This window comes from Neobacillus sp. plas4 (genome assembly GCF_057221695.1).
The window spans coordinates 4577840-4602366 of sequence record NZ_CM170152.1 but is presented as its reverse complement, the minus strand read 5'-3'; the positions used below and the strand labels follow the sequence as shown (position 1 = coordinate 4602366).

General features: G+C 37.6%; 25 protein-coding genes. 24 read left to right on the top strand and 1 reads right to left on the bottom strand.

Annotated elements, in window-relative coordinates; translation table 11 throughout:
* Positions 1-94 precede the first annotated feature (94 nt).
* The 24 genes from AC2TFD_RS23260 (at position 95) to minD (ending at position 23826) form a co-directional block, all read left to right on the top strand.
* Positions 95-1417 (top strand): bifunctional folylpolyglutamate synthase/dihydrofolate synthase, encoded by a 1323-nt coding sequence (locus tag AC2TFD_RS23260; protein ID WP_484674065.1) that lies wholly within the window; start codon positions 95-97, stop codon positions 1415-1417.
* 70 nt (positions 1418-1487) lie between these two features.
* A complete protein-coding gene (locus AC2TFD_RS23255) occupies positions 1488-3206 on the top strand; it encodes a sensor domain-containing diguanylate cyclase (RefSeq protein ID WP_484674064.1) in 1719 nt (572 codons plus the stop codon).
* Between the two features lie 187 nt (positions 3207-3393).
* Positions 3394-3828 (top strand): type IV pilus modification PilV family protein, encoded by a 435-nt coding sequence (locus AC2TFD_RS23250; protein ID WP_484674063.1) that lies wholly within the window; start codon positions 3394-3396, stop codon positions 3826-3828.
* Positions 3829-3833: 5 nt separating this feature from the next.
* Positions 3834-4232: a PilW family protein gene (locus tag AC2TFD_RS23245; protein ID WP_484674062.1), complete on the top strand. Its 399-nt coding sequence runs from the start codon at positions 3834-3836 to the stop codon at positions 4230-4232.
* Positions 4233-4244: 12 nt separating this feature from the next.
* Positions 4245-5633, top strand: a complete 1389-nt coding sequence (locus AC2TFD_RS23240) for a PilX N-terminal domain-containing pilus assembly protein (RefSeq protein WP_484674061.1) — start codon at positions 4245-4247, stop codon at positions 5631-5633.
* A 295-nt stretch (positions 5634-5928) separates the two neighbouring features.
* Positions 5929-6912, top strand: a complete 984-nt coding sequence (locus AC2TFD_RS23235) for a UbiA family prenyltransferase (RefSeq protein WP_484674060.1) — start codon at positions 5929-5931, stop codon at positions 6910-6912.
* A 29-nt stretch (positions 6913-6941) separates the two neighbouring features.
* Positions 6942-8231 (top strand): G5 domain-containing protein, encoded by a 1290-nt coding sequence (locus tag AC2TFD_RS23230; protein WP_484674059.1) that lies wholly within the window; start codon positions 6942-6944, stop codon positions 8229-8231.
* 24 nt (positions 8232-8255) lie between these two features.
* Entirely contained in the window at positions 8256-9917 is a 1662-nt protein-coding gene (locus AC2TFD_RS23225) for a GspE/PulE family protein (RefSeq protein ID WP_484674058.1), read from the top strand.
* A 10-nt stretch (positions 9918-9927) separates the two neighbouring features.
* Positions 9928-10977, top strand: coding sequence for a type IV pilus twitching motility protein PilT (locus tag AC2TFD_RS23220; protein WP_484674057.1), 1050 nt, complete (start codon positions 9928-9930; stop codon positions 10975-10977).
* Positions 10970-12184, top strand: coding sequence for a type II secretion system F family protein (locus AC2TFD_RS23215; protein ID WP_484674056.1), 1215 nt, complete (start codon positions 10970-10972; stop codon positions 12182-12184). Before AC2TFD_RS23220 ends, AC2TFD_RS23215 begins: the two co-directional genes overlap by 8 nt.
* A gap of 148 nt (positions 12185-12332) precedes the next feature.
* On the top strand, positions 12333-12821 hold the full coding sequence (locus tag AC2TFD_RS23210) for a type II secretion system protein (protein WP_484676360.1): 489 nt from the start codon (positions 12333-12335) through the stop codon (positions 12819-12821).
* Positions 12822-12864: 43 nt separating this feature from the next.
* Entirely contained in the window at positions 12865-13626 is a 762-nt protein-coding gene (locus tag AC2TFD_RS23205) for a prepilin peptidase (protein WP_484674055.1), read from the top strand.
* A gap of 16 nt (positions 13627-13642) precedes the next feature.
* Complete coding sequence (pilM, locus tag AC2TFD_RS23200; RefSeq protein ID WP_484674054.1) at positions 13643-14638, top strand: type IV pilus biogenesis protein PilM; 996 nt, start codon at positions 13643-13645, stop codon at positions 14636-14638.
* Entirely contained in the window at positions 14638-15414 is a 777-nt protein-coding gene (locus tag AC2TFD_RS23195; protein WP_484674053.1) for a PilN domain-containing protein, read from the top strand. The genes pilM and AC2TFD_RS23195 overlap by 1 nt, the downstream gene beginning before the upstream one ends.
* A complete protein-coding gene (locus AC2TFD_RS23190; protein ID WP_484674052.1) occupies positions 15411-16175 on the top strand; it encodes a hypothetical protein in 765 nt (254 codons plus the stop codon). Before AC2TFD_RS23195 ends, AC2TFD_RS23190 begins: the two co-directional genes overlap by 4 nt.
* 25 nt (positions 16176-16200) lie before the next feature.
* Positions 16201-16659, top strand: coding sequence for a prepilin-type N-terminal cleavage/methylation domain-containing protein (locus AC2TFD_RS23185; protein WP_484674051.1), 459 nt, complete (start codon positions 16201-16203; stop codon positions 16657-16659).
* Positions 16660-16770: 111 nt separating this feature from the next.
* Positions 16771-17853, top strand: a complete 1083-nt coding sequence (locus AC2TFD_RS23180) for a hypothetical protein (RefSeq protein ID WP_484674050.1) — start codon at positions 16771-16773, stop codon at positions 17851-17853.
* A 230-nt stretch (positions 17854-18083) separates the two neighbouring features.
* Complete coding sequence (locus AC2TFD_RS23175; protein WP_484674049.1) at positions 18084-18653, top strand: Maf family protein; 570 nt, start codon at positions 18084-18086, stop codon at positions 18651-18653.
* Positions 18654-18694: 41 nt separating this feature from the next.
* Positions 18695-19384 carry a RadC family protein gene (radC, locus tag AC2TFD_RS23170; protein WP_045523430.1) on the top strand — a complete coding sequence of 230 codons (690 nt, stop codon included), beginning with the start codon at positions 18695-18697 and terminating at the stop codon, positions 19382-19384.
* A gap of 156 nt (positions 19385-19540) precedes the next feature.
* Positions 19541-20563: a rod shape-determining protein gene (locus AC2TFD_RS23165; RefSeq protein ID WP_335511063.1), complete on the top strand. Its 1023-nt coding sequence runs from the start codon at positions 19541-19543 to the stop codon at positions 20561-20563.
* A 78-nt stretch (positions 20564-20641) separates the two neighbouring features.
* Entirely contained in the window at positions 20642-21523 is an 882-nt protein-coding gene (gene mreC / locus AC2TFD_RS23160; protein ID WP_335511061.1) for a rod shape-determining protein MreC, read from the top strand.
* The gene (gene mreD, locus AC2TFD_RS23155; protein WP_484674048.1) at positions 21520-22038 is read left to right on the top strand and encodes a rod shape-determining protein MreD; all 519 of its coding nucleotides are present in this window, start codon (positions 21520-21522) and stop codon (positions 22036-22038) included. The genes mreC and mreD overlap by 4 nt, the downstream gene beginning before the upstream one ends.
* Positions 22039-22343: 305 nt before the next feature.
* Positions 22344-23024: a septum site-determining protein MinC gene (gene minC / locus AC2TFD_RS23150; RefSeq protein WP_484674047.1), complete on the top strand. Its 681-nt coding sequence runs from the start codon at positions 22344-22346 to the stop codon at positions 23022-23024.
* A gap of 1 nt (position 23025) precedes the next feature.
* On the top strand, positions 23026-23826 hold the full coding sequence (gene minD / locus AC2TFD_RS23145) for a septum site-determining protein MinD (RefSeq protein ID WP_335511055.1): 801 nt from the start codon (positions 23026-23028) through the stop codon (positions 23824-23826).
* Between the two features lie 248 nt (positions 23827-24074).
* Here the strand turns inward: minD and speD are convergent, their stop codons facing one another.
* Positions 24075-24455, bottom strand: coding sequence for an adenosylmethionine decarboxylase (gene speD, locus AC2TFD_RS23140; RefSeq protein WP_335567096.1), 381 nt, complete (start codon positions 24453-24455; stop codon positions 24075-24077).
* Positions 24456-24527 lie beyond the last annotated feature (72 nt).

Here is a 24527-nt window from a genome sequence, read left to right as displayed (position 1 = left end):
TAGGATTCGTCTTCTTTTAGAAAGGCTCTTTTCTCAACTTTGTTGCTTTTTCAATACGATAACAGCCTTCAAAAAATAAAATGGGGTGTCATAGATGTTTACGAAATATAGCGAAGCCCTTGAATGGATTCATGGAAGATTAAGACTTGGGATCAAGCCTGGACTATCACGAATGGAATGGATGATGGACAAGCTGGGTCATCCTGAACGGAAAATGAAAACCGTTCATATCGGCGGTACAAATGGTAAAGGTTCAACGGTGACCTACCTGCGCTGTATTCTTGAAGCGGCAGGCTACTCCGTTGGAACATTTACATCACCATATATTGAACAATTCAATGAGCGGATTTCTGTTAATGGAAAGCCAATCTCTGACGAAGAAATCCTGGAGTTAACGAATGTAATTCGTCCCCTTGCAGATGAATTAGAAGAAACCGAGCTAGGCGGACCAACCGAGTTTGAAGTGATTACGGCGATGTCATTCTATTATTTTGCGAATGTAAATCAAGTGGACATTGTCATCTATGAAGTCGGCTTGGGCGGAAGATTTGATTCTACGAATATTATTCAGCCAATCGCATCTATCATCACAAACATTGGCTTGGATCATACCAATATTCTAGGCTATACGTACGGAGAAATTGCCTTTGAAAAAGCGGGGATTATCAAAGATGGGATACCTACTTTCACCGCAGTGAAAAATGAAGAGGCAATTAAGGTCATTACAGAACAGGCTGAAATAAAGCAGGCAGCTCTTTTTAGATTGAATCAGGATTTTAAAGTAACCTCCCACAGCCCACAAGCTAATGGAGAGATTTTTACTCTAAAACAAGCTGGACAGACTTTAGAGCACTTGGAAATTGGTATGATTGGCCAGCACCAAACTGAAAATGCAGCCTTAGCCGTCATGGCAGCTCAGTCCATCAATCAAGATGAGAATTTTATTATTACCGAAGAAGCTATAAGAACAGGATTAAAGAGAGCCTATTGGCCAGGAAGATTTGAAATTCTTTCCAATCAACCACTTGTCATTATTGATGGTGCCCATAATGACGAGGGTATTTCGGCACTTGTTCAGGAACTTTCCACTCGTTATTCTAACAATAGTATTCATATTGTATTTGCCGCTTTAAAGGATAAAAAGCTGGACAAAATGATTGCCCAATTGGATCAAATTGCAGATGAAATTTCCTTTGTATCCTTTGATTTTCCTCGGGCAGCTCAAGCGGAAGATTTATTTGCTTTAAGTAAATCCAAAAATAAAGTTATGGCAGACAAATGGGATACACATCTTTCTGAGGTTATTAAATCTCTTCAGAACGAACAAATTCTAGTTGTTACAGGATCTTTGTATTTTATTTCAGAGGCGAAACCGTATTTAAGTGAATTTTTGAAAAACAATAAGGTTTCATTATGACAGGCTATTGAATTTTTGGTAAAATAGATATATCTTGATTTCAAAATAATCTCAGGTGGGAGGGGTAAGAATGACAGTTGCCGCAAAAACAAAACGAAATATTTTTCTTGTCTGGCTCTTGTTGGTTCCAGCAGGAATGTGGTTTACTTATCAAACTTTCCCTCCTCACTTTTCAGGGAAATGGGTAGATTTACTAGCATTTTTGATCTTAACATCTGTTGTTGCCTTTATGCCAATGGTGATCAATAATACCCCTATTTTCTTAATTCAGTGGGTATCACTCGCAACATTTTTAAGTTTTGGACTATTTGTTGAAATGGTATTTGCACAGGCAGCTGTTATACTGCTGCTGCTTAGGCTGCGAATTCCAAATGAACAAATTTTTCGAGTCCCACTAAACTTGATTATGTTTTTTATCGTATCTTTCGTAAGCGGTATCGTGTATTACTCTCTTGGTGGACAAACCGGTCCCAGCCTAATAAATGATCCGCACTCCCTTTGGCTTGCAGGAGTATATGCAGTGGTGAGTTACCTCCTTAATCAGGTCATCGTCTCCTTTAATCTATACTTTATTTATAAGAGTAAGGGATCCTACTTTGGGAAGGATTTCGTCGTAGAGACGGTTACCACATTTATTACTTTGCCGCTAGGCTTTGTGCTTTATATGTTTTATAACCATGTAGACCTGTTAGCGCTTGTGATTGTAGCTTTTCCGTTTGCAAGTTTATCCATCATTTTTAAGCTTTATTATGCCAGCGAAAAAATTAACGCCTATTTACAAAAGGCTGCTGAAATCGGACACCAAATGGCAGAGCGGCTGGAGGTAAAAGGGGTAATTGATCTGTTCATTCAAAAGCTAAGCGAAATGCTTCCAGTAGACTATGCCTATATCTTCGAGGTCGTAAATGAGGACGAACTTCAATTAATCCGTCGTATTCAAGATGGAGATCATGAATTACCATTGAACAGCCCCAAGTTAAAAAAGAATGAAGGAATAAGCGGATTTGTTTGGTTAAAAGAGAAAGCGCATTTATATGCAACAGCAAAACAATGGAAACGATATTCGAAAGGAAATATTCCTGCTGATGCGGAAAGTATTCTAGCCGTACCCATTCGGAAAAATAAAAAGGTAATTGGTGTAGTATTGTTAGCTTCCAAACGTAAAAGAGCATACGAAAAAGCTCAGTTGATGATCGTTGATATCTTATGTTCCTATTTTGCGGTGGCAATGGAAAATGCAAAGCATTACGAGGAAACAAAAACACAGAGTGAACGCTGCGCGTTAACGAAATTGTATAATTATCGCTATTTTGAAAAACTATTGAATTCGGAATTTGATAAATTATATCAATTTGAACGCAGGGTATTATCATTAATCATTCTTGACATCGACCATTTTAAAGCAGTCAATGATACATATGGGCACCAGAGCGGAAATGAAATCCTGTGTGAATTGGCTGCTAGAATAAGTAGTCTAATAGATTCACGGGGAACGGTCGCTCGGTACGGCGGTGAAGAATTTGTGGTTTTACTGCCGGAGGTGGATAAAGTAGAAGCCTATCACCTTGCAGAAATGATTAGACAATCTATTGCTAACTGGCCATTTACATTACAGCAATCCTTAGAGTTGAAGCACCAGCAAGTGAAAATTACTGCTTCGATTGGAGTGGCAACTGCACCAGAGGATGCGGAAGATTCATTAGCACTTATTCGACATGCCGACAGGGCACTTTATGTTGGTGCAAAACGGGCAGGTCGAAATCGAGTTGCGGAATATTCATCCTGTTAATTAATCTAAAGGTGACCATAAATGTTATTTTCTAGCATTTATGGTCACCTTTTTTATTTGGTACTATATGACTATCTATTGAAAAGTAAATATCTTACTGCTAAACTGAAAATGATATATACTAGCAAAAATATACAAAAAAATACAAATATTTATATAGTTAGAATACACTAAAGGGTGATGAAGCTTGAATGAAAAAGGTCTGACATTAATTGAGGTACTGGCTTCAATTGTTATATTGTCAATAATTGGAGTGTCACTTCTAACATTTTTTGTGCAATCCGCTCGTTCTAATAATCTTTCAAAAACTATGATGAATGCGACTTACGTTGCCCAATCAAATATAGAGGAAATTAATAATCTGAACAATAAGTCAACAACACCCACCAACATTACTGTACTAGGGACTAAACTAATTGATGCAGGTTTTGTACTTGACACTAGTCCTGAGACAGGGTGTGCTAGTTGTTATAAAAAGAATATTTCAGGGAGTAATCGTTTTGTTCATATCAAGTTAAGCGATCATTCTGCTAAACTTGGTAATGTACTAGTTAAAGTATTTACCGGGACAAAACAAGAGGCACAAATGGAGATGTTAATAACTTGGAAAACTAGTGGGTGACTTAAATGAAAAACAATGAAAAAGGTATTACATTGATAGAGGTTTTATGTGCTCTCGCACTTGTTTCCCTAGTTATTCTCCTTGCAAGTTCCATTAACATTTTTGGTCATAAGCAAATGAATGACCAAAAGGCAGAAATTCAAAACCAGTCTAATGATCGATTAGCTATGAACATTATTACAAAAGCAATAAGACAAGCAGACCCTACCACCGTGGAGGTTATTAATGATCAAAATGTCTTCAAAATAAATGGAGTAACATACAAGCTTGATGGAAACTCCCTAAAAAAGGGGACAGATGTCTTAATTTCAGGGATCAGCAAGTTTACTGTTAAAAGAACTGGTGACCAGATATTATTGGAAATAGGAAAACTCCCACAAACGAAAATATATTTAAGGGATTAGGTGGATCTGTAAATGAGAAAATTCCTCATTCGTTTAAAAAATCATAATAATGAACAAGGTATGGCACTAGTTATGGTTCTACTAGTTGTAGTAGTCGTTTCAATCCTAGGAGTCAGCCTCATGGGGTTAGCAGCTTCAAATGTTAAGATGAGCTCTGGGGAACGAAACAATCAATCTGCTTATTACATTGCTGAATCTGGTGCTACCTTAATGATGAACGATGTTACTAGTGAAGTAAAGGCCGCCTATAACACCGCTGCAAATCAATCCGCATTTTATATGGATGTGAAATCAAGATTATCCAACACCACTTTTTCTAATGAACGAGTGATAAATAGCTTTGCAGATAATTTTGGACAACAGCCAGTAGCAAAAGTGAAAGTTGAAAAAGTAGACCCAGCTAACGACAATAATGGGGAATATAAAATCATATCGACAGGGACGATTAATAATCGAACAAGAACAGTTGAGCAAATATTTAATATTAGATGGAGTGTAGCATTTCCACATACAGCCGTATTTGTAGAAAATAAAATAACAGTAGGCAGTGGAGGCGCAATAATTAACGGTTCGATTGGTACAAATTCAATTGAAAAAAATGCTATTACTTTGCATGATTCAGGTAGTATTAAATCAACAGACCCTACTAAAGCTGTGCAAATTTTAGTAGGCCCTGGTGGCGGCAAAGATGTAGTAAATCTTGAAAACTTTACAAATATTACTCCATTACCAGAAAAAATATCCTTAGCCATGAGACCGTTTAAGGCAACCCCATTAGGTGCATATACTTCACCTTTCGGCGATATCGCTGTTCCAACAGATGGTAATGTAATTATTAATGCTGATAAAACCTTTAATAATTTACCTAATACCATTAAGCTTAATAATCTAACAATAGATAAGAAATCTTTAACCCTAAATATAGGGGTAAATAATGTTGACATGTTTGTTAATGATTTATTTTTGGATAATAATAGTATTCTAAGTATAAAGGGAACAGGTACACTATCAATTTATGTTGCAGGTAATCTCACAATCAATAATTCAGAAATAAAACAGGATGACCCACAGAAGGATAGCCTAACGATATATTTGAAAAAATCGTCAAATTCTGCTGAACCTAAAATTATTAAGGCAAGTTCAAGTAATACAGGTATTACGGCTAGTATTTTTGCTGAGGATGCAACATTTCAATTCACAGGTGGGGACTTCCACGGCCGATTTGTTACTGGTGGAATTGTAAATATTGCAGGTAATAATGTAATCCAAGGATCACTTATTGCAAATTCATTAGATATAACTGGTAGTTCAAGTATTACTTTCTTACCAGGATATGCTTCCTTGCCATTGCCTGATTTTAAGGTATTTCCTTTGAATCCTGAGCCAGTACGTGAAAAGTAGTTTTGTATTGAAATAATTACGTATTACACCACTTTAAATTCGGTAATATTTACCGGTTAAAAAAGCGGTGTTTTTTGTTTTGCATGGATCTATGGCAAAAGTTCAAGATTTTACCATGATTTGTATTATATTTCACTAAATGTTTTCCAGCTTCTTTAAAATTTAATCATTTTGTAATAAAATATGAAATAGACGAAATTTGTCTAAATTAGACTAATAAACCCATGATATAGAAAAAATTGTTATAATTTGTAGATTGCTAGGGAAATTGAACTAAATTAAGGGGATGTATGGAATGCAGTCAATTATTTGGGCCTTTGGGTCTATGATCGTACTTATAGGTATTATTTCTTTTCTTCCAATAGGTCTTACATTAAAAGGTAAAATAGTTGTTGGTATTGCTGGTTTTGTTATATCAATTGGAGGGGTGGCTGCAACTTCTACGTTCCCTTTATGGTCTACTTTTTTACTGCTTCTAGTAATTACCTTCTTCACTGCCTATATTATTGATTCTCGTATGAAGAAAATATTATATATTGGGAAAGTATCTCTAGAGGAAGAAAACTTTCAAGACATTGATTTAGCTTTTTCCACCAGCCAAAAAGTAGGAAGAGAAATAAAACTTACTGATTATGAATTAACCGAAATAAATAGTGACAAAGAAATTGATATCGGTGAATTAGATAATTCAGGTTTAGAACTGCAAAATTCCGTAGAGCAGGAAACCTTAGAAGGGCTAACATCCATAGATTCTGAACTAATACAAGATGATTCCAAACTTACGGAAGTATTTTTTACAAAAAATGAAGGTATATTAAATGAGCTCTCTGAAGTAGATGACCTCCATGAGATTGTGGGATTATCTACAATTAACGAAACAGATAAAGAAGATTGGCTTGGAGAATTTTCAGCTTCTGAACTGTCAGGTGAAAAGGAAAACTTTGCAGATATGGAAATTAATGATTCCGACCTAGGGGAAGGGTATCTCTCAGAAATTGAAAGTCTACTAGAAGAGCAGCATAGTGAAGAACTTTATGATGAGGTTTCAGAGCCCCCTACAATAGAAAGTGAGATAAGCTCTAATATTCCCGAAGAAACCTGGCTTAATGAGCTCTGGGAGACTGAAGTAATTGCTAATGAAGAAAATAGTGAAAGTAAAAAGTATGAAATAGAGCTTGAACTTAAAGATTCAGAGTTAGAAATATTGTTTGCAGCAAAAGAAGTGGCAGCAAGTGTTAAAGAGCATGAACCCGAAAAGAAACTTGTTGAGCTACGATAGTAACACTATGAGAGAAGAGGGACAGACTTGTGGGGAAAAATCAACAATTAATAAAATTGTTTGTAGTTCTATTTTTTAGTACAGCATTTATATTTAGTTCTTCTCATTTTGGTTCACAAGTTTTTGGCAAATTATCCAATGTTAATGGAAAATTTTTGAATGGTACAACGGTTGGGCCTGTTGATTTATCAGGTAAAACAGATAGTGAAGCCATTCCGTTGCTAGAAGAAAGCTTTGTTAACTGGGTAAGTAATACAAAAATCGAGCTGCAGTATAGTGAAAAAATAGTTCCTTTTGATTTGAGCTTATTCCATTTTGACGCGACGCAAACTGTTCTTTCAATACAGGATGGACAAAGTAATCCAGCGTCTATTTCTTTAGAAATATTATTAGTAGAAGAACAAATAAAACTGCTTTTTCCCGAAATTGACAGTACAGAAATAGCGGTTGATAAGCTTACAAACCATTTAATTCAAATAGCTTCCCAACTCACAAACGGGACAAATCTCATTTATTTAAATAAAGACTTTGTATTAAACGAAACACCAAAAGAGGTTATGGTTAGTGAAGCGACAATTTCCTTAGCAGAAATTCCGAATGACTTACATGCCATTATTTCAGCTTATCCAGAAATTCAAGTTACTGAAGAGGGAACATTCTCTTTACTGGAATTTGCTAAACAAAATGGATTAGAAAATTCTTCATCATTAAATGTCTTAGCAACAGGTATTTATCAGGCGATACTCCCAACTAATTTTTCGATAACTGCCAGAAATATCAGCAGTGCACTTCCGTATTATGCTCAACTCGGTTTTGAGGCAAAGGTGAATTTTGCAGAGGGAATAGACTTGGTGATAGTTAATCCAAATAAGTCTAAGTACACCTTCATCCTTCAATTAGAAGGCAACAACCTGAAGATAACTTTAAAAGGCGATAGACTTCTAAACAGCTATATGATTAGCAAAAAAGATGAACAGTTATTAAAACCTAAAACAATAATCCAATACAGTCCATTGTTAATTCCTGGACAAATTACGGTCCAGCAGGAAGGGGCAGATGGAAAAATTATAAAGGTAATTAGAGAAATCTACCAGGGAAACCAACTGCTAAAGAGTGAACAAATTTCAGAAGATTATTATCCACCGGTATATCGTGTAGAAATACACAGCTTAGCAGGTGGAGGAACTGCGAATGGGCAGACAAGCACTACAACAGAAACCAGTCCAAATGGAAGTCAAACACAGACACAAACAACAACTGAAACAACTGAACAACAATCTGATGACCTTTGGGGGAAACCAAATGAACAACCAAAATAATGTCATTATAAGCTGGGATCTAAAATGAGGCAGGTCAGGAAAAGACTTGGTGATTTGTTAATAGAGGCGGGAATCATTACTCCTGAACAATTACAAACTGCACTAGAAGAAAAGGCTCCTAATCAAAAGATTGGGGATGTCTTATTACAGCGAGGGTATATTACAGACCAGCAGTTAGCTGAAGTACTCGAACGTCAGCTTGGGATACCACATATTAATCTTTTACAATATCCCTTTGATACGAATCTTTTTTCACTCGTTTCTAAGGAAACTGCTAAACGAAATTTGATTATTCCTTTAAAAAAGGAAGGGAACAAGTTATATATAGCAATGGTCGACCCTATGGACTTTATCGTTATAGACGATTTGAGATTAGCGACTGGTTTTCAAATAGAAACCGCTATTGCAACTAGGGAAGATATCATAAGAGCTATTAATAAATACTATAACGTGGATGAAGGTTTAGAAGAACTTTTTGATGATCTTCCTTCAAATCAGTCAGGTCAAGATGACGATGTTACCAATCTCGACTCACCAATTGTCAGACTGGTTAATCAACTTTTAACAAATGCAGTCGTTCAAAAGGCAAGTGATATTCACATCGATCCACATGAAACCAAAATAGTCGTACGATACCGGGTTGATGGTGTACTAAGGGTAGAACGTGTTTTACCCCGTCATATGCAGAGTGTATTAACTGCTAGAATTAAAATTATGTCAAATCTTGATATTACCGAGCATCGTATCCCCCAGGACGGCCGGATAAAGATGAATTTAGATTTTCATCCAATTGATCTTCGGATTTCAACGCTGCCAACCGTATATGGTGAAAAAATAGTAATGCGGATTTTGGACATGGGTGCCGCATTAAATGATTTAAATAAGATTGGTTTTAACACGCTGAATTATAAAAGGTTCACGGAAATGATTGAACAGCCAACAGGCATTGTGCTAATTACAGGTCCTACTGGTTCAGGTAAGTCCTCTACTCTTTATGCAGCATTAAATAAATTGAATAGTGAAGAGGTAAATATTATTACCATCGAGGATCCTGTTGAATACCAATTAGAAGGAATTAACCAAATTCAGGTCAACACGAATGTTGGCATGACATTTGCGGCTGGTTTGCGTTCCATTTTACGTCAAGACCCTAATATTATTATGGTCGGGGAAATTCGTGATAAGGAAACGGCCGAGACTGCGGTTCGTGCTTCCTTAACGGGTCACTTAGTACTTAGTACCCTGCATACCAATGATTCATTAGGAACAGTTACAAGGCTGATTGATATGGGAGTAGAACCTTTCTTAATTGCATCTTCCTTAACAGGAATTGTTGCACAACGACTTGTCCGTAAAGTGTGTCGAGTTTGTGCCGAGGAACAAGAACCATCCCAACGTGAGAAGGAGATCTTTGCAAGACGCGGGTTAAAAATTGATAGAATTGTAAGAGGTAAGGGTTGTCCTTCTTGTAACTTGACTGGTTATAAGGGAAGGGTTGCACTTCATGAGGTGCTGGTCATTAATGATGATATGCGAAGAATTATCATGAACGATGATTCTTTTCAAAGGTTAAAAGATCAAGCCATTAAGAATAAAACAATCTTCTTAATAGACGATGGTTTACTTAAGGTAAAACAGGGATTAACGACCACTGAAGAAGTGTTACGTGTAGCCATTTTGGAATAGGAGAAATATCATGAGAGAAAAAATCGATAATATACTGCGTGCAGCCATTGAATTTAAAGCATCAGATATTCATTTAACAGTTGGCGTACCCCCGATTTTTCGTATAAATGGGGACATCAAACGTTATGGCAAGGACATATTACTCCCAGATGATACGGAAGAAATAGCTAGACTGACGATTCCAGAGAGCATGTATGACTTATTTAAAGAAAAAGGTGAACTCGACTATTCCTATGGAGTCCCAGGAGTTTCACGTTTCCGTTGCAATGCTTATCATCAACGAAAAAGCGTTTCGCTTGCCTTAAGGGTTGTTGCTTCTAAAACACCTACGATTGAGGATTTGAAAATGCCACCAATTATTCCACAGCTATGTGAAAGACCACAAGGGCTCATATTGGTTACGGGTCCAACTGGAAGCGGGAAGTCGACAACACTTGCTTCAATGATTGACTTTATGAATCGAACGATGCGAAAACATATTATCACGTTAGAAGACCCAATCGAATATCTCCATAAGCATGGAAACTGTATTATCGACCAACGTGAAATTGGTTTTGATACAAAATCATACGCAAATGGTCTAAAAGGTGCATTGCGTCAAGACCCTGATGTTATTCTTGTCGGTGAAATGCGTGACCTTGAGACGATTGGTATTGCCATTACAGCGGCAGAAACAGGGCACCTTGTTTTTGGAACACTCCATACATCCAGTGCTCCCGCAACCATTAACCGTATCATAGACGTTTTTCCACCAGAACAGCAGCCCCAGATCCGTATTCAGTTGGCATCTGTTTTAGTGGGAGTTATTTCACAGCGTTTATTTCCGACATCTGATGGAAAAGGGCGACGGGCTGCTACTGAAATCATGGTTAATAACCCGGCGATAGCGAACTTAATCCGAAGTGAAAAGGTTCATCAAATTCAAAGTACAATGCAGACATCCCGTTCCCATGGAATGCACACTCTTGAGATGAGTATTAAAGAATTAATCGACCGAGGAATTATTCAAACCGAGGCAGCAACCAAATATCTTCAGGAAAAGATGATGCTCGATGGCTAGATTTAAATTTTCAGGTCGAGATCGCCGCGGTAAGCGTCAAGGGTCCATTAATGCCTCTTCAAGAAGAGAAGCGATGGAAAAGCTAAAGGAGCAGGGAATTCGAGTTATTGAAATGAAGGAAGTTCCGGAAACCTTAATGACAAAAGATCTTTCATTTGGGGAACCCGTTAAGCTTCAACATTTTGTTATTTACTTAAGACAGTTTGCGACTCTCTTAAAAGCTGGTGTAACAGTTGTAGATGCGACTGGTATTCTAGCAGCTCAGACAGAAAGTAAAGGTTTGAAGAAGGCATTATTGGCAGCAGAACAAGAAATGCGTGAAGGAAACCCCTATTCGGAGGCAGTCTCTAAACATAAGAAAATCTTTAATTCTATGTATATTAACATGATAAAAGCTGGTGAAGTCAGCGGAAATATGGATGAAACACTTGAACGCCTTGCTGAACATTTTGAAAAGCAGCATTATACAAGGCAAAAGATTAAATCTGCACTTTCATATCCAATAGTAATAGGTATTATAGCTATTGCGGTTGTAATTTTCTTGCTTACTTCTGTTGTCCCTACTTTTGTTACTATGTTTGATGATCTTGGAGGAGACCTTCCTGCAATAACAAAGTTTGTTCTTTCTGCTAGTAATTTTGTAACAAGTTATTGGTGGATCTTAGCAATAATTGTACTGTTCTTAGTAGTCTTATTTATCTATTTGCAAAAAAATAAAACATCTAAATACTACCTTGATTATATATTTTTAAAAATTCCGGTTTTTGGAAAAATGCTACAAAAAGCAGCATTAGCGCGTATGATGAGAACATTAAGTTCTCTATTCTCAAGCTCTGTTCCGATACTGCAAGCAATGGCTATTGTTGAGAGGGTCGTTGAAAATGATGTCCTAGCAAAAGTTATTCATGAGTCACGAGACTCTTTAGAAAAAGGGAAATCAATGACTGAACCAATGAAAGACCACTGGGCCTTTCCTCCTCTTGTCACTCAAATGATTATTATTGGTGAAGGTACTGGTGCTTTAGATACGATGTTAAATAAAATTGCGGAATTCTATGAAAAAGAAGTTGAAACAGCTACGGACCAATTAAAATCTTTAATTGAACCGATGATGATTGTAGTTTTAGCAGGCTTAGTAGGTACAATTGTGCTCGCGATCATGATGCCAATGTTTGGTATGTTCGACGCGTTTCAACAAAACGCTTAAGAATATTACAAGAATATTAAAATTATAGGTTAAAATGACAAAAATATTAAAAATACGTCTTTTATCACATTGTAAATTACTGTATAATAAAGAAGACAATATTACTAGGTTTATAGGACCATATAAGGGAGAGTGTAAAATGCGTCAATTGTTAAAGAACAAACTTAAAGAACAAAGAGGTTTAACACTAATTGAATTATTGGCAGTTATCGTAATTCTAGGGATTATTGCTGCGATTGCAGTACCTTCTATTTTAGGGTTAATTGATAACTCTAAAAAGGATGCTCATGTGGCAAATGCTCAGCAGATGATTAGTGCTGCAAAAATGGCAGTTGCTTCAGAATCTAGTTTGCAAACTGGCACCCATTATTTAAGTTTAGCTGATTTAGAAAACAAACAATATCTTGACCCAGTAGATAGCCCTGATAAAGAAGATTATGAAAAAGGAACTGTAAGTGCTGATACTACAGTTGTAATCACAGATGTTTCATTTGTAAAATTGGAAGAGGGTAAAGTAACTGAGATTAGTCTGCTTACAACAGATGGAACTGACCTTGTGAGAGGTATTGAGTTGACTGCTTCAGGTGCAGTTATTGCCTCTAAAGATATAGTTCGTAGTCTTGTATTAGATAAATAATAATCTTGTATAAAAGTCAAATTAAGGGGAATATAGAAATTAAATGTTAATAACTTATTTTTTATTAATGTTATATGGGTTTACATTCGGTTCTTTCTTCAATGTAGTTGGTCTCCGTATTCCATTAAATAATTCAATTGTTTCCCCGCGTTCGGCTTGTCCAAGATGTGGACATCAATTGAGATTTTTTGAACTAATACCAATATTTTCATATTTGCTTCAAAAAGGGAAATGCCGCGGCTGTAAGTCGCGGATTTCTCCTATATATCCAATTTTTGAACTACTTACTGGCATTTTGTTTGCAACAGCACCACTTGTTATTGGATGGTCCGGAGAATTAGTAGTTGCATTATCACTAATTTCGTTGTTTATCATAATCACCGTATCTGATATTCACTATATGATCATCCCTGATAAGATTTTAATCTGGTTTGCAGGGATTTTTTTATTGGAGCGGATTGTTTGGCCGTTAACGCCATGGTGGGACAGCCTTCTTGGTGCAGTCACAGGTTTTGTGCTTCTGCTCATCATTTCACTTGTCAGTAAGGGTGGAATGGGCGGTGGCGATGTGAAATTATACGCATTACTTGGTTTCGTTTTAGGTTTTAAACTAGTACTATTATCATTCTTCCTTTCGACATTATTTGGTGCTGTTATCGGCGGTTTGGCAATGTTATTGAAAATTGTAAAAAGAAGGCAGCCGATACCTTTCGGTCCATTTATTGCAGCTGGAACCTTGACAGCTTATTATTGGGGATCGGATTTGATAGATTTATATCTACAATTTCTTAATCAAGGATTTTAAGTAAGGGGTTATTATTATGGCATTTTCCCTTTTTTCTTCAAAAAACCGAATAATTAACATGGTACTAAATGACCATTCGATTCGATATGTTGAATTAAAACAGTCGAATCCCCCTGCTGCACAAAAATGGAGTGAACGCTTTCTCCCACCGGGAATTATTGTTGATGGGAAAATAGCTGATTTCGATTCTTTAACCTCCATTCTGGAGCAATGTATCGATGAATGGAAAATACAAAGGCGTTCGATCCGTTTTATCATACCAGATGCGTTAGTAATTATTCGAAAAGTATCCATTCCGGCAGATGTCCAGGATGATGAAATAAAAGGTTATCTGTATTTAGAACTAGGATCCACTATTCATTTACCGTTTGAAGAACCTGTTTTTGATTATTATCCACTTGAAGGTAATGGAAAAACCAGGGATATTCTTCTTTTTGCAGCACCTGAGCGATTTGTTATGGAGTACTCGGATGTATTTTTGAGCCTAAAGCTTAATCCGATTGCTGCGGATATTTCGCCTTTATCCCTTTATCGTTTATATCATTATCTTGAACAATCTTGTAGAGATGAAATTCTGTTTTCTGTCCAATTTGATTTAACAAGTGTGAACTTATGTATTTTTGACGAAAATGTACCTTTAGTCATGCGGCATTTTGCTTTGCCGTTTAATATTGACCAATGGGAACATAAAATAGGGATAGCTGGTTCACTGGAGTTCATGTTTAATGGAGATTCTGAAGAACTCACCATGCAGATTGAGGATATTTTTAATGAGATAAATAAATTAGTCGACTTCTATCGCTATACGTTAACGAACGAAAAACAGGATGTAACAAAGTTTTTAGTAAGTGGGGACCATCCAATGCTAGAGGCAATAATTGACGAAATGAAAGATAGATATGATATTCCGGTAGAGATGATTACCCTCGACAAAGAATCTAATGGTAAAGGAAGTTACTTACCAAGTAATCTTTCCCTTCCTTTAGGTCTTGCTTTAAAAGAGGTGCGGTAATGTTAATAGAAATTAATTTACTTCCTCAAAAAGAACCACGAAAATTTAATTTAATCATTTTAATTATCCTGATTTCTTCAAGTGTTATGATTAGTAGTTTTTATATTTGGCAAATTCAATCTACTAAGGACAATGTCAAAGAGGTTGATCGACAAATTGAAACTATTAAAGAGATTTCCGCTAAAGAAGCTGAAAATGCTCAACAAGACCAATCTTTAATGTCCGTTAGTGTTTTGAAGAATGCTGTTGAATGGGCTAATACTTACCCTATCCAAACTATTCCAGTGATGCAGCATCTGACAGCGTTGTTACCTGAAAGGGGATTTATTCAATCATTCGGCTATACCGAAACTGGAACAGTTACAATTTCTGTACAGTTTGATAACCCTAGAGAAGCTGCCTATTTCTTGGACAGTTTGAATAAGTCTGATTGGATAGCGAAAGTTAGCCTTAGCAGTTTAAATGCGAAGGCTGTAGTGGATCCATCTTCATCCGGCACTGCAAGCACAACAACAACTACTGAGTCTGTAAACAGCACTCAACAAACCGATACAAATGTTTCGGACCAAAGTACTCAAACAGAAACTACAGCTGAACAAACTACAGAACCTAACTCTACTACAGCCTCTGCAACATCATCGGGTACTGTTGCCAATGTAGAGGATAAATATCTGCCGAGGTATATTGGTCAATACGAAATTAAGTTTAGTAAAGATGCTATTAAAAAGGTCCTTAATAAAGGGGAAACTGATAGGGAAGAGGTGACTGCTTCATGAAGCTTCGCCTCTCAAAAATTGATCGGTTAATGGTAATCTTCGGTACTCTATTGTTGATTTTGCTCTTAGTTATTGGTCAATTTATTTTTCTTAGTCCGCTAAAATCTGAGCTAGTAACAAAAAAACAGTCACTAGAATCAGAGCAAAAGCTATTAGATGTGATGAATGGAAAAAAAGAAGACGACACGACTAAAATAACAGAAGATACAAAGGAATTACAGAAAAAGGTACCTGTATCCCCCTTGCAGGAACAACTAATCTTTGATTTGGAAAGAGCAGAGAATGTATCAAACAGTAAAATTACATCAATAGGATTCTCAACAGATGCTGAGGTAACAATGGAAGCAACACAAACAGATGCTGCTAATACGGAAGCAGAGCAAACTCCTGAAACAACTTCTGGAACAGCACCTGAAAATACGACCGATCCTGGTGCCAATCAACAAGAAACACAGGTATCAACAAATGGATTAAAAAAACTGACGGTTAGTTTAAGCGTGGAGTCACCTACTTATGAGGACTTAGAAAAATTTATTGGCACACTCGAAAATCTAAATCGGATTATTGTGGTCGAGTCAATAAATTATTCAGGTGGTCAAGAGATTACCAGTTTAGAGGCTGTACCTGAGAATATAAGTTACAGTTTAAATATATCTGCATATTATTTACCTACTTTAGAAGACTTGATTGCTGATCTGCCTAAGATCGATGCACCAGCACCAGCAAATAAGAAAAACCCTTTAAGCACTTTTGCTGATTAAAATTAACGGAGATTCCATTACAAGTATGATAAAAAAATACTCTCAAGAACAGTATCAAAAAGGGTATAGTTTGATCGAAGTCCTGGCGGTCATTGTAATTTTAGGCATTATTTCTTCTATTGGAATAATTTCCATGACCAGGGTAATAGCTGTTGCAAAAGATCAAGCTTTTGTGGGAAATGCTATAGCTCTAAAAGAAGCTGCACAGTTATTTTTGAAGGATGAAGAGTTACAAGAGGAAAGTTTAATTAGGATCTCGTATAAAGAATTAATAGAGTTAAATTTTCTTGATAAACTTATAGATCCTTATACAAGTGAGAGTATAGAACCATCTGATGAATCATATGTTTTGGTAGAAGAGAATAAAATAGCTGCCATTTGTTTAATTGGGAAGAATCGTAACCTCTGTTCAAAAGATGGCGGAGACGACAGCCCGATACCAATAGATGAACTATCAGTGGACATTATTACCTTGAATAAGTAAAAAAATTGACGAAAGCATTGTATAACAAGACGACAAAAGTCTTGTTATTTTTTTTTGCCACTATGTTAGGATGGAGGAAATTAGCTATCGTAGAGGGAGGAGTACGTGTTAGTGGACAAGCCGAATCGTGGCAATACCATCAAAATAAAGTTAAACGGAGAAACTCAAACATTCTCAGAAGAGCCCATCCAAAAAGAACCTACTACGGGTCCTTTAGATAAAGTGATAAAAATCGACGAGGATTTCAACGAGCAGGATGTATTTGTAGAAACTGCCGCTGCCAAGGAACCTATTGAGGATGAGAGTTTTGACTGGATCATTCCTGAATCTTCAGATCAAGACATTCAGCCATATAAAATAGTTAGCAGCCAGAATCAGAAGCAGAAAAAAGGCGGAGGTAAGAAGCCTATTGCATTCTCCACTTTTTCAAACAAGCGGAATGGTGGGATGTTAAAAACAATATTGTTAACAGCCCTATTTGCAATTTTGATCGGGACAAGCTTTGGTGTCCTAATGCTTCAGTTATTCATTACTGATAACAGTAAACCGGCTATAACAGAGCCAGTCGTGGTAGATAAGGGGTCGAATCAAGGTTCCGAAAACAAAGGTGAGAAGGGGATTTCTGCCGTCATAGGAGCCCAAACTGCGTTTATTGTCCAAGGTGGTGCTTTTACAACCAAGGATGCCGCTTCTGCTGCTGCCAGTCAAGCAAAAGGGAAGGGATTGCCAGCCCAAACACTGACTATGGACAATAAAGAGTTTTTGTTTTTAGGCGTTGCTGACTCGATTGAAACTGCCAAGGGGTTAGGAGCACAGTATAAAACAAATGGATTTGAGGATGTTTTTTCAAAACAAATTCCTATTGTCGAAAAAACAGTTTCGGATATAAACGAAAGCGAAAAAGGTTTTTTAGAAACAGCACCAGCTATTTTTCAACAGTTGTCAAAGGTTACATCTAATGCGATGGTCTCAGGCAGTATTTCAGCAGAGGCTGGTAAAGAAGTCACAAGTTTGTCTGATCAATTGAAAGACAGTGGTAAAGAACTAAAAAGTGAAAAGGTTAAAACATTAAATGTGGAATTATCTGGTGCACTCACAAAGGTTAAGGCATATCAAGAAAAGAAGAATAAAGATAGTTTGGTTGAAGCACAACAGCATTTATTAAACTATTTATCTATTTATTATTCCTTGTAGTCGACAAAAGTTGATATTTTCCGGGAAATTATTTTACAATTCAAGCCTGTCATTCAACCGACAGGCTTTTTGAATTACTATCAAAATATTTTGAATTTGGCGTCATAAGTTTTTTTGCATAATCTGCCAAATTTCTTCAAACTTTAATGAAGTAAAAATTGTTTGCTTCTACAAATTCTGATACGATTAACATGTATCTCCCTAAATGATGCAAAAGGTAAGGTGATTAAATGCAGAACCTCATTTTAGCCTCTTCTTCTCCACGGCGAAAAGAACTTCTAGAAAACCTCCGATTAACATTCACGATCTCAAGCAGTGAAGTAGATGAAAGCTTTGATCCAGCGCTTTCTCCAGAGGATGTAGTCATGGATCTTGCAGAGCGAAAAGCACAGGTGATTTTTAAAGAAAACAAACAAGCCTATGTTATTGGCTCCGACACGATTGTTGTGGCTGATGGCCAAGTGTTAGGTAAACCAACTGACGAGGCTGAGGCCACAAGAATGTTAAAGATGCTTTCTGGTCGAAAGCATGATGTTTACACAGGTGTGTCCATTTTGTCTCCGAATGGGACAGCGCGTTTTTATGAAAGAACAGAAGTTTGGTTTTGGGAGTTAAGTGACGAAGAAATAAAGTCCTATGTTCAAAGTGGTGAACCGCTTGATAAAGCAGGATCATATGGCATTCAGCAGCTTGGAAGCATGCTTGTCAAAAAAATTAATGGAGATTATTTTGCGGTTGTTGGCCTGCCGGTCGCGAAAACCTATCGCGAATTAAAAAGGTTGGGCTATCAGTTGCCATAAGGGTTGGTTCCTTAACTCCCTTATTATAGGGAGGACAAAAAATGTCTACGAATTCATTAATGATCCGTGATTTCCCGCAAGACGAAAGACCAAGAGAACGATTTATTCAGAATGGTCCTGAGAGCTTATCGAACCATGAACTAATTGCCATCTTACTAAGAACCGGCACTAAGGATGAATCAGTTCTACAATTATCCAATCGCTTGCTGACAAACTTTGAAGGCCTACGGCTTTTAAAAGCGGCGACTCTGGAAGAAATGACAGAAATAAAGGGAATTGGTCAAGCTAAGGCCATTCAGATTCTCGCTGCCGTTGAAATAGGCAGAAGGATAGCGAATCTAAACTATACAGACCGTTATGTGATTCGCTCTCCAGAAGACGGTGCTAATTATGTGATGAATGACATGCGCTTTCTATCCCAGGAGCATTTCGTTTGTTTATATCTCAATACGAAAAACCAAGTGCTGCATAAGCAAACGATTTTTATTGGCAGCTTAAACGCCTCGATCGTCCATCCGCGCGAGGTGTTTCGGGAGGCATTAAAGCGCTCAGCAGCTTCCATTATTTGCCTCCATAATCATCCCTCTGGAGATCCCGCACCAAGCCGCGAAGATATAGAGGTCACAAAGCGGCTTGTGGAATGCGGGAAAATGATAGGTATAGACGTGCTCGACCACTTGATCATCGGTGAAAATAAATTTGTCTCTCTCAAGGAAAAAGGCTATTTATAATACTATGATTTTAATTGACGTTAGGATATAATAATGGTTATGATTTTTTAGGACATCTATTGGATTTACGATATAAATTACTAGAAAATATACATGGATTAGAAGGTATATTTACTTACCTTTTGCAATTTTCGTATCAGAAAGGGAGATACAACTATGTTTGGAATTGGGACTAGAGACCTTGGAATTGACTTGGGGACAGCAAATACCCTTGTTTATGTAAAAGGAAAAGGGATTGTATTAAGAGAGCCATCCGTTGTGGCTATGCAAACAGACACGAAAGCGATTGTAGCGGTTGGAAATGACGCAAAAAACATGATTGGACGAACTCCAGGAAATGTCGTAGCGATGAGACCGATGAAAGATGGCGTTATTGCCGACTTTGAAATCACAGCAGTGATGATGAAATACCATATTCGTCAGGCCATTAAAAGTAAGAGCATTTTCTCAGGTAAGCCATATGTCATGGTTTGTGTACCATCTGGTATTACGGCAGTAGAGGAACGAGCGGTGATCGATGCTACACGTCAAGCTGGTGCAAAGGACGCATATACGATTGAGGAGCCATTTGCGGCTGCCATCGGAGCCAATCTGCCTGTATGGGAGCCAACTGGCAGTATGGTCGTTGATATTGGCGGTGGTACAACGGAGGTAGCGATTATCTCTCTGGGCGGTATCGTTACAAGCATATCGATTCGCGTTGGCGGGGATGAAATGGACGATTCGATCGTTTCTTTTATCCGCAAGAATTACAACCTGATGATTGGGGAACGTACTGCAGAAGCAATTAAAATGGAAATTGGTTCTGCTGGTGATTCTGAAGGCATCGATAATATGGAGATTCGCGGACGTGATTTATTAACCGGGCTGCCTAAAACAATTGAAATCACGGCGAAGGAAATTGGTTCTGCCTTAAAAGATACCGTTTATGCAATTGTGGAGGCTGTGAAAAATACATTAGAAAAGACGCCGCCAGAGCTTGCTGCTGATATTATGGACCGGGGAATTGTCTTAACAGGCGGGGGTGCGTTACTTCGCAATTTGGACAAGGTCATTAGTGAAGAAACCAATATGCCTGTACTCATTGCAGAAAACCCGCTGGATTGTGTGGCGATAGGGACTGGAAAAGCCTTAGACCATATCCAATTATTTAAAAACAAAGCGAAAGATACAAGATAATTGAAAAGTGAAGCGGTGCAAAAGGGCGGAAGGTCCTAGGTGCTGAAACTAGACATAAAGAAATAGAGGTGTATCATCATGCCACAGTTCTTCTTGAATAAACGATTGATCGTTTTGCTGGTAAGCATAATTATTCTCGTGGCATTGATTGGGTTTTCGTTAAGGGAGAGAAGTAAACTAACCTGGCCGGAGCAATTCTTAAAGGATACTGTCGGCTTGGTTCAATCCCTGGTTTCAAAGCCTGCTCATTTAGTGGCAGGTTTCTTTGAAAATCTTCAGGACTTGCAAAATACATATGAAGAGAATAAAGAACTAAAATCACGGATGGAGAAACTTGTTAGCCTTGAAGCACAGGTACAGGAGCTAGAAAAGGACAATAAAGAGCTGCGTGATATTCTCGGTGAGGAAGAGACCCTGAGAGATTTTGAACCTTTACAGGCAACTGTAATAGGTAGAAACCCTGATCGTTGGCATGAAATGATTATTATCAATAAAGGGAAAACAAACGGAATTAAAAAAAATATGGCAGTTATCACTGCGCATGGGTTGATTGGCAAAGTCAAAACTGTCAACCAGTTCAGCTCAACGGTTCAATTATTGAGCGCAAAGGATCCGAAGAATCGGATTTCCGCGATTGTCCAAGGCGATACAAATATTTTTGGACTTGTTGAGGGCTTTGATGAAGAGAAAAAAGCTTTATTGATAAAGGCGATTCCTTCAGGAGTTGAAATTAAAAAAGGTCAAAACGTGATTACCTCCGGTTTAGGAGGAGTTTTCCCTCAAGGCTTGCAAATTGGGAAAGTCATTGACGTGAAGCCAGACCAGTATGGATTGAACCAAACAGCCTTGGTAGAACCAGGTGCTGACTTTTATGATTTGGAAAACATTATTGTGATTAAAAGAACCATGACTCAGCCTGCACAGGCGGATATGGGCGGTGGAGAGGAGGAGGATTTGTGAAGAAATTCCTACTTCCTCTTTTGTTTCTATTCCTATTTCTTTTAGAAAGTTTGTTTGTCCAATATATTCCTCCTGAGGTATTTGGGCGAAACTACATATTGGCTCCGCATTTTCTGTTTGCAGGAATTTTGTTTCTTACGATCTATGCAGGCAGAAAATATGGAATTATTTATGGTGCCATTTTTGGATTGATTTTTGATATTGTCTGGATCGAGATTATCGGCATTTACTTTTTCCTTTTTCCATTTATTGCGTACCTTATTTCGAAAATCATGCATGTGCTGCAGACAAATATTATTGTCGCCTTTTTAGTTTCTTTAGTGGGGATTGCCCTACTTGAATTGGGTGTCTATGAAATGGACTTTTTAATTCATATCACGACGCTCGAATTTATGAGCTTTTTAGAGATTCGCTTTTATTCTTCACTCCTTTTAAATGCCGCCTTTCTGTTGATTGCAGCATATCCTTTAAAGCGGTATTTTGAAAGTTTTGCGGAAAGTTTACGGGATGAATGAATTTTTAAAGCTCTTTTCATAAACTTTGCTGTTTTTTGAACAAATTTAATGATTGTACAAGTACGGCAAGAAATAAATTTAATAAGAAAAGAGCCTGTAAACTAAATTCTAAAGCGCAAAATACTATTTCCACGTTAAAATCGTCTTTAAGATTTTAACCACAATCTTTACATTCACAGCCTTTTTAAAAAAGGAGAATACACAAAGCGTGTCGAATTGTATAATAAAAGTGTGTCTCTGGCTTGGGTAGGGTGCCAATTTCTGGGCACTACTGTGTTTCTTATTATTTGAGGTGAGTTTTCTCCATGAAAAAGCGACAAAACGTTACGATTAAAGGTACGAAGGATGGAATTGTCCTTCATCTTGATGATAGCTGTTCCTTTCAGGAGCTTCAAAAGGAGCTCGATGAAAAACTTTCTGCAAACCAGCAAACTCAGGCTGAGCGTCATTTAACTCCTGTAAAAGTCGACGTGGGCAACAGGTATTTGAATGATGCTCAGCGAGAAGAAATAAAGAATCTCATACGCCAAAAGAAGAATTTAATGGTGGATGATATTGAATCCAATGTTGTCACAAAAGCAGAAGCAGATAAGCTGAAAGCGGAAAACGAAGTTGTCACCGTGGCTCGAATCGTTCGATCTGGACAAGTTTTAGAGGTCCCAGGTGATTTATTGCTTATTGGGGATGTAAACCCAGGTGGAACTGTAATTGCAGGCGGAAATATTTTTGTTATGGGTGCATTGAAGGGAATTGCTCATGCAGGTGTTTTCGGAAATGATCAAGCGGTTATTACGGCTTCGAGCATGCAGCCGTCGCAGCTGAGGATTCATGATTGTATCAACCGATCACCCGATAAAGTACAAACTAACGAAAAACGAGAAATGGAATGTGCATACATCGACGATAACCATCAAATCATCGTAGATAGATTGCAAGTTTTAATAAATTTAAGGCCTAATTTAACGAGATTAGAAGGGGGACTTTAATGTGGGAGAGGCAATAGTAATAACATCTGGTAAGGGCGGCGTAGGAAAAACTACGACTTCTGCAAATATTGGTACAGCGTTGGCCCTTCAAGGTAAAAAAGTATGCTTAGTGGATACAGATATTGGCCTTCGAAATTTAGATGTTGTTATGGGGCTTGAAAATAGAATCATTTATGATCTTGTTGATGTAGTTGAGGGAAGATGCAAAATCCATCAAGCATTGGTGAAGGATAAAAGATTCGAAGATTTATTATATTTGCTTCCAGCCGCGCAAACGGTTGATAAATCAGCTGTTAAGCCTGAACAGATGCACAAACTAATCAATGAACTTAAACAAGACTATGATTATATTATTATTGATTGTCCTGCAGGAATTGAGCAGGGCTTCCAAAATGCCATCGCAGGTGCTGACCGTGCAATTGTCGTGACAACCCCTGAAGTATCAGCTGTACGCGATGCAGACAGAATTATTGGATTGCTCGAGAAATCTAAGACAGTGGAGTCGAAATTAGTAATCAACCGGATCCGGAATCATATGATGAAGAGTGGCGATATGTTAGATGTGGATGAAATTACAACCCATTTATCGATCGAGTTAATTGGGATTGTCGCTGACGACGAAGAGGTCATTAAAGCCTCTAACCACGGCGAACCAATTGCTTTAAATCCAAACAGCAAAGCCTCCATTGCATATCGAAATATCGCAAGACGTATTCTTGGCGAATCAATCCCGCTGCAGCCTCTTGAAGAAAACAACAAAGGTATGTTTGGTAAAATTAAAAAATTCTTTGGTGTACGATAATAAATGAAGCCTGCCCAAGTGGACAGGCTTTTTCCTGTTTTCATGCTGCTACTCTAGTAAATGCACAGTTAGCGTTGCACGATGATAACTTGGCAGTCTGCCCCAGGAGCAAAAAATATCTGCAAAATAAATTCCGATGTCGTCGTCAGCATTCATCAAAGCTTGTACACTTGTACCTGTGACGCTCCACCAATAGCACCTAACGTAGAACCAATCTGAGGTCCAGAACCATCACCTCTGAGGTTATTTCAACTGTCTATTTCTTCACAGTTAATCACTTGAGGATAAGAAACGCCACGGGAAACGGAGTAAACCATTGCACGCTTTGATGACAATTCTTTTATAAGAAATTCTACCTGTGGTGTAAGCTCAAGTGTCCCGCAAGTATAGAAATCTAGTGACACATATTTTTCTTCAGGCCATGTATGAATGGATAAATGTGAAGTCGATAAAACGAGCACCCCGGTTACACCTTGTGGATCAAATTGGTGAAAGTACGTGTATAAAATCTCCATATCTGCGTCAAGAGCAGCCTTCGTACACATTTCTTCTAAAAATTTGATGTCATCTAAATGGGCAGAATCGCACTCAAATGCGTCAATGATTATATGTTTTCCTTCTTTCGTCAATGTCTTATCATTCCCCTCCGTTTTCCTTTGTAAATTATCGTATGGGATTACGCGTAAAATAAATTGTACGGT

Bases quoted from the DNA above. Each gene is read 5' to 3' on its own strand.
- AC2TFD_RS23260 (WP_484674065.1), top strand. From the start codon at position 95: ATGTTTACGAAATATAGCGAAGCCCTTGAATGGATTCATGGAAGATTA.
- AC2TFD_RS23255 (WP_484674064.1), top strand. From the start codon at position 1,488: ATGACAGTTGCCGCAAAAACAAAACGAAATATTTTTCTTGTCTGGCTC.
- AC2TFD_RS23245 (WP_484674062.1), top strand. From the start codon at position 3,834: ATGAAAAACAATGAAAAAGGTATTACATTGATAGAGGTTTTATGTGCT.
- AC2TFD_RS23240 (WP_484674061.1), top strand. From the start codon at position 4,245: ATGAGAAAATTCCTCATTCGTTTAAAAAATCATAATAATGAACAAGGT.
- AC2TFD_RS23235 (WP_484674060.1), top strand. From the start codon at position 5,929: ATGCAGTCAATTATTTGGGCCTTTGGGTCTATGATCGTACTTATAGGT.
- AC2TFD_RS23225 (WP_484674058.1), top strand. From the start codon at position 8,256: ATGAGGCAGGTCAGGAAAAGACTTGGTGATTTGTTAATAGAGGCGGGA.
- AC2TFD_RS23220 (WP_484674057.1), top strand. From the start codon at position 9,928: ATGAGAGAAAAAATCGATAATATACTGCGTGCAGCCATTGAATTTAAA.
- AC2TFD_RS23215 (WP_484674056.1), top strand. From the start codon at position 10,970: ATGGCTAGATTTAAATTTTCAGGTCGAGATCGCCGCGGTAAGCGTCAA.
- AC2TFD_RS23205 (WP_484674055.1), top strand. From the start codon at position 12,865: ATGTTAATAACTTATTTTTTATTAATGTTATATGGGTTTACATTCGGT.
- pilM (WP_484674054.1), top strand. From the start codon at position 13,643: ATGGCATTTTCCCTTTTTTCTTCAAAAAACCGAATAATTAACATGGTA.
- AC2TFD_RS23195 (WP_484674053.1), top strand. From the start codon at position 14,638: ATGTTAATAGAAATTAATTTACTTCCTCAAAAAGAACCACGAAAATTT.
- AC2TFD_RS23190 (WP_484674052.1), top strand. From the start codon at position 15,411: ATGAAGCTTCGCCTCTCAAAAATTGATCGGTTAATGGTAATCTTCGGT.
- AC2TFD_RS23185 (WP_484674051.1), top strand. From the start codon at position 16,201: ATGATAAAAAAATACTCTCAAGAACAGTATCAAAAAGGGTATAGTTTG.
- AC2TFD_RS23175 (WP_484674049.1), top strand. From the start codon at position 18,084: ATGCAGAACCTCATTTTAGCCTCTTCTTCTCCACGGCGAAAAGAACTT.
- radC (WP_045523430.1), top strand. From the start codon at position 18,695: ATGTCTACGAATTCATTAATGATCCGTGATTTCCCGCAAGACGAAAGA.
- AC2TFD_RS23165 (WP_335511063.1), top strand. From the start codon at position 19,541: ATGTTTGGAATTGGGACTAGAGACCTTGGAATTGACTTGGGGACAGCA.
- mreC (WP_335511061.1), top strand. From the start codon at position 20,642: ATGCCACAGTTCTTCTTGAATAAACGATTGATCGTTTTGCTGGTAAGC.
- minC (WP_484674047.1), top strand. From the start codon at position 22,344: ATGAAAAAGCGACAAAACGTTACGATTAAAGGTACGAAGGATGGAATT.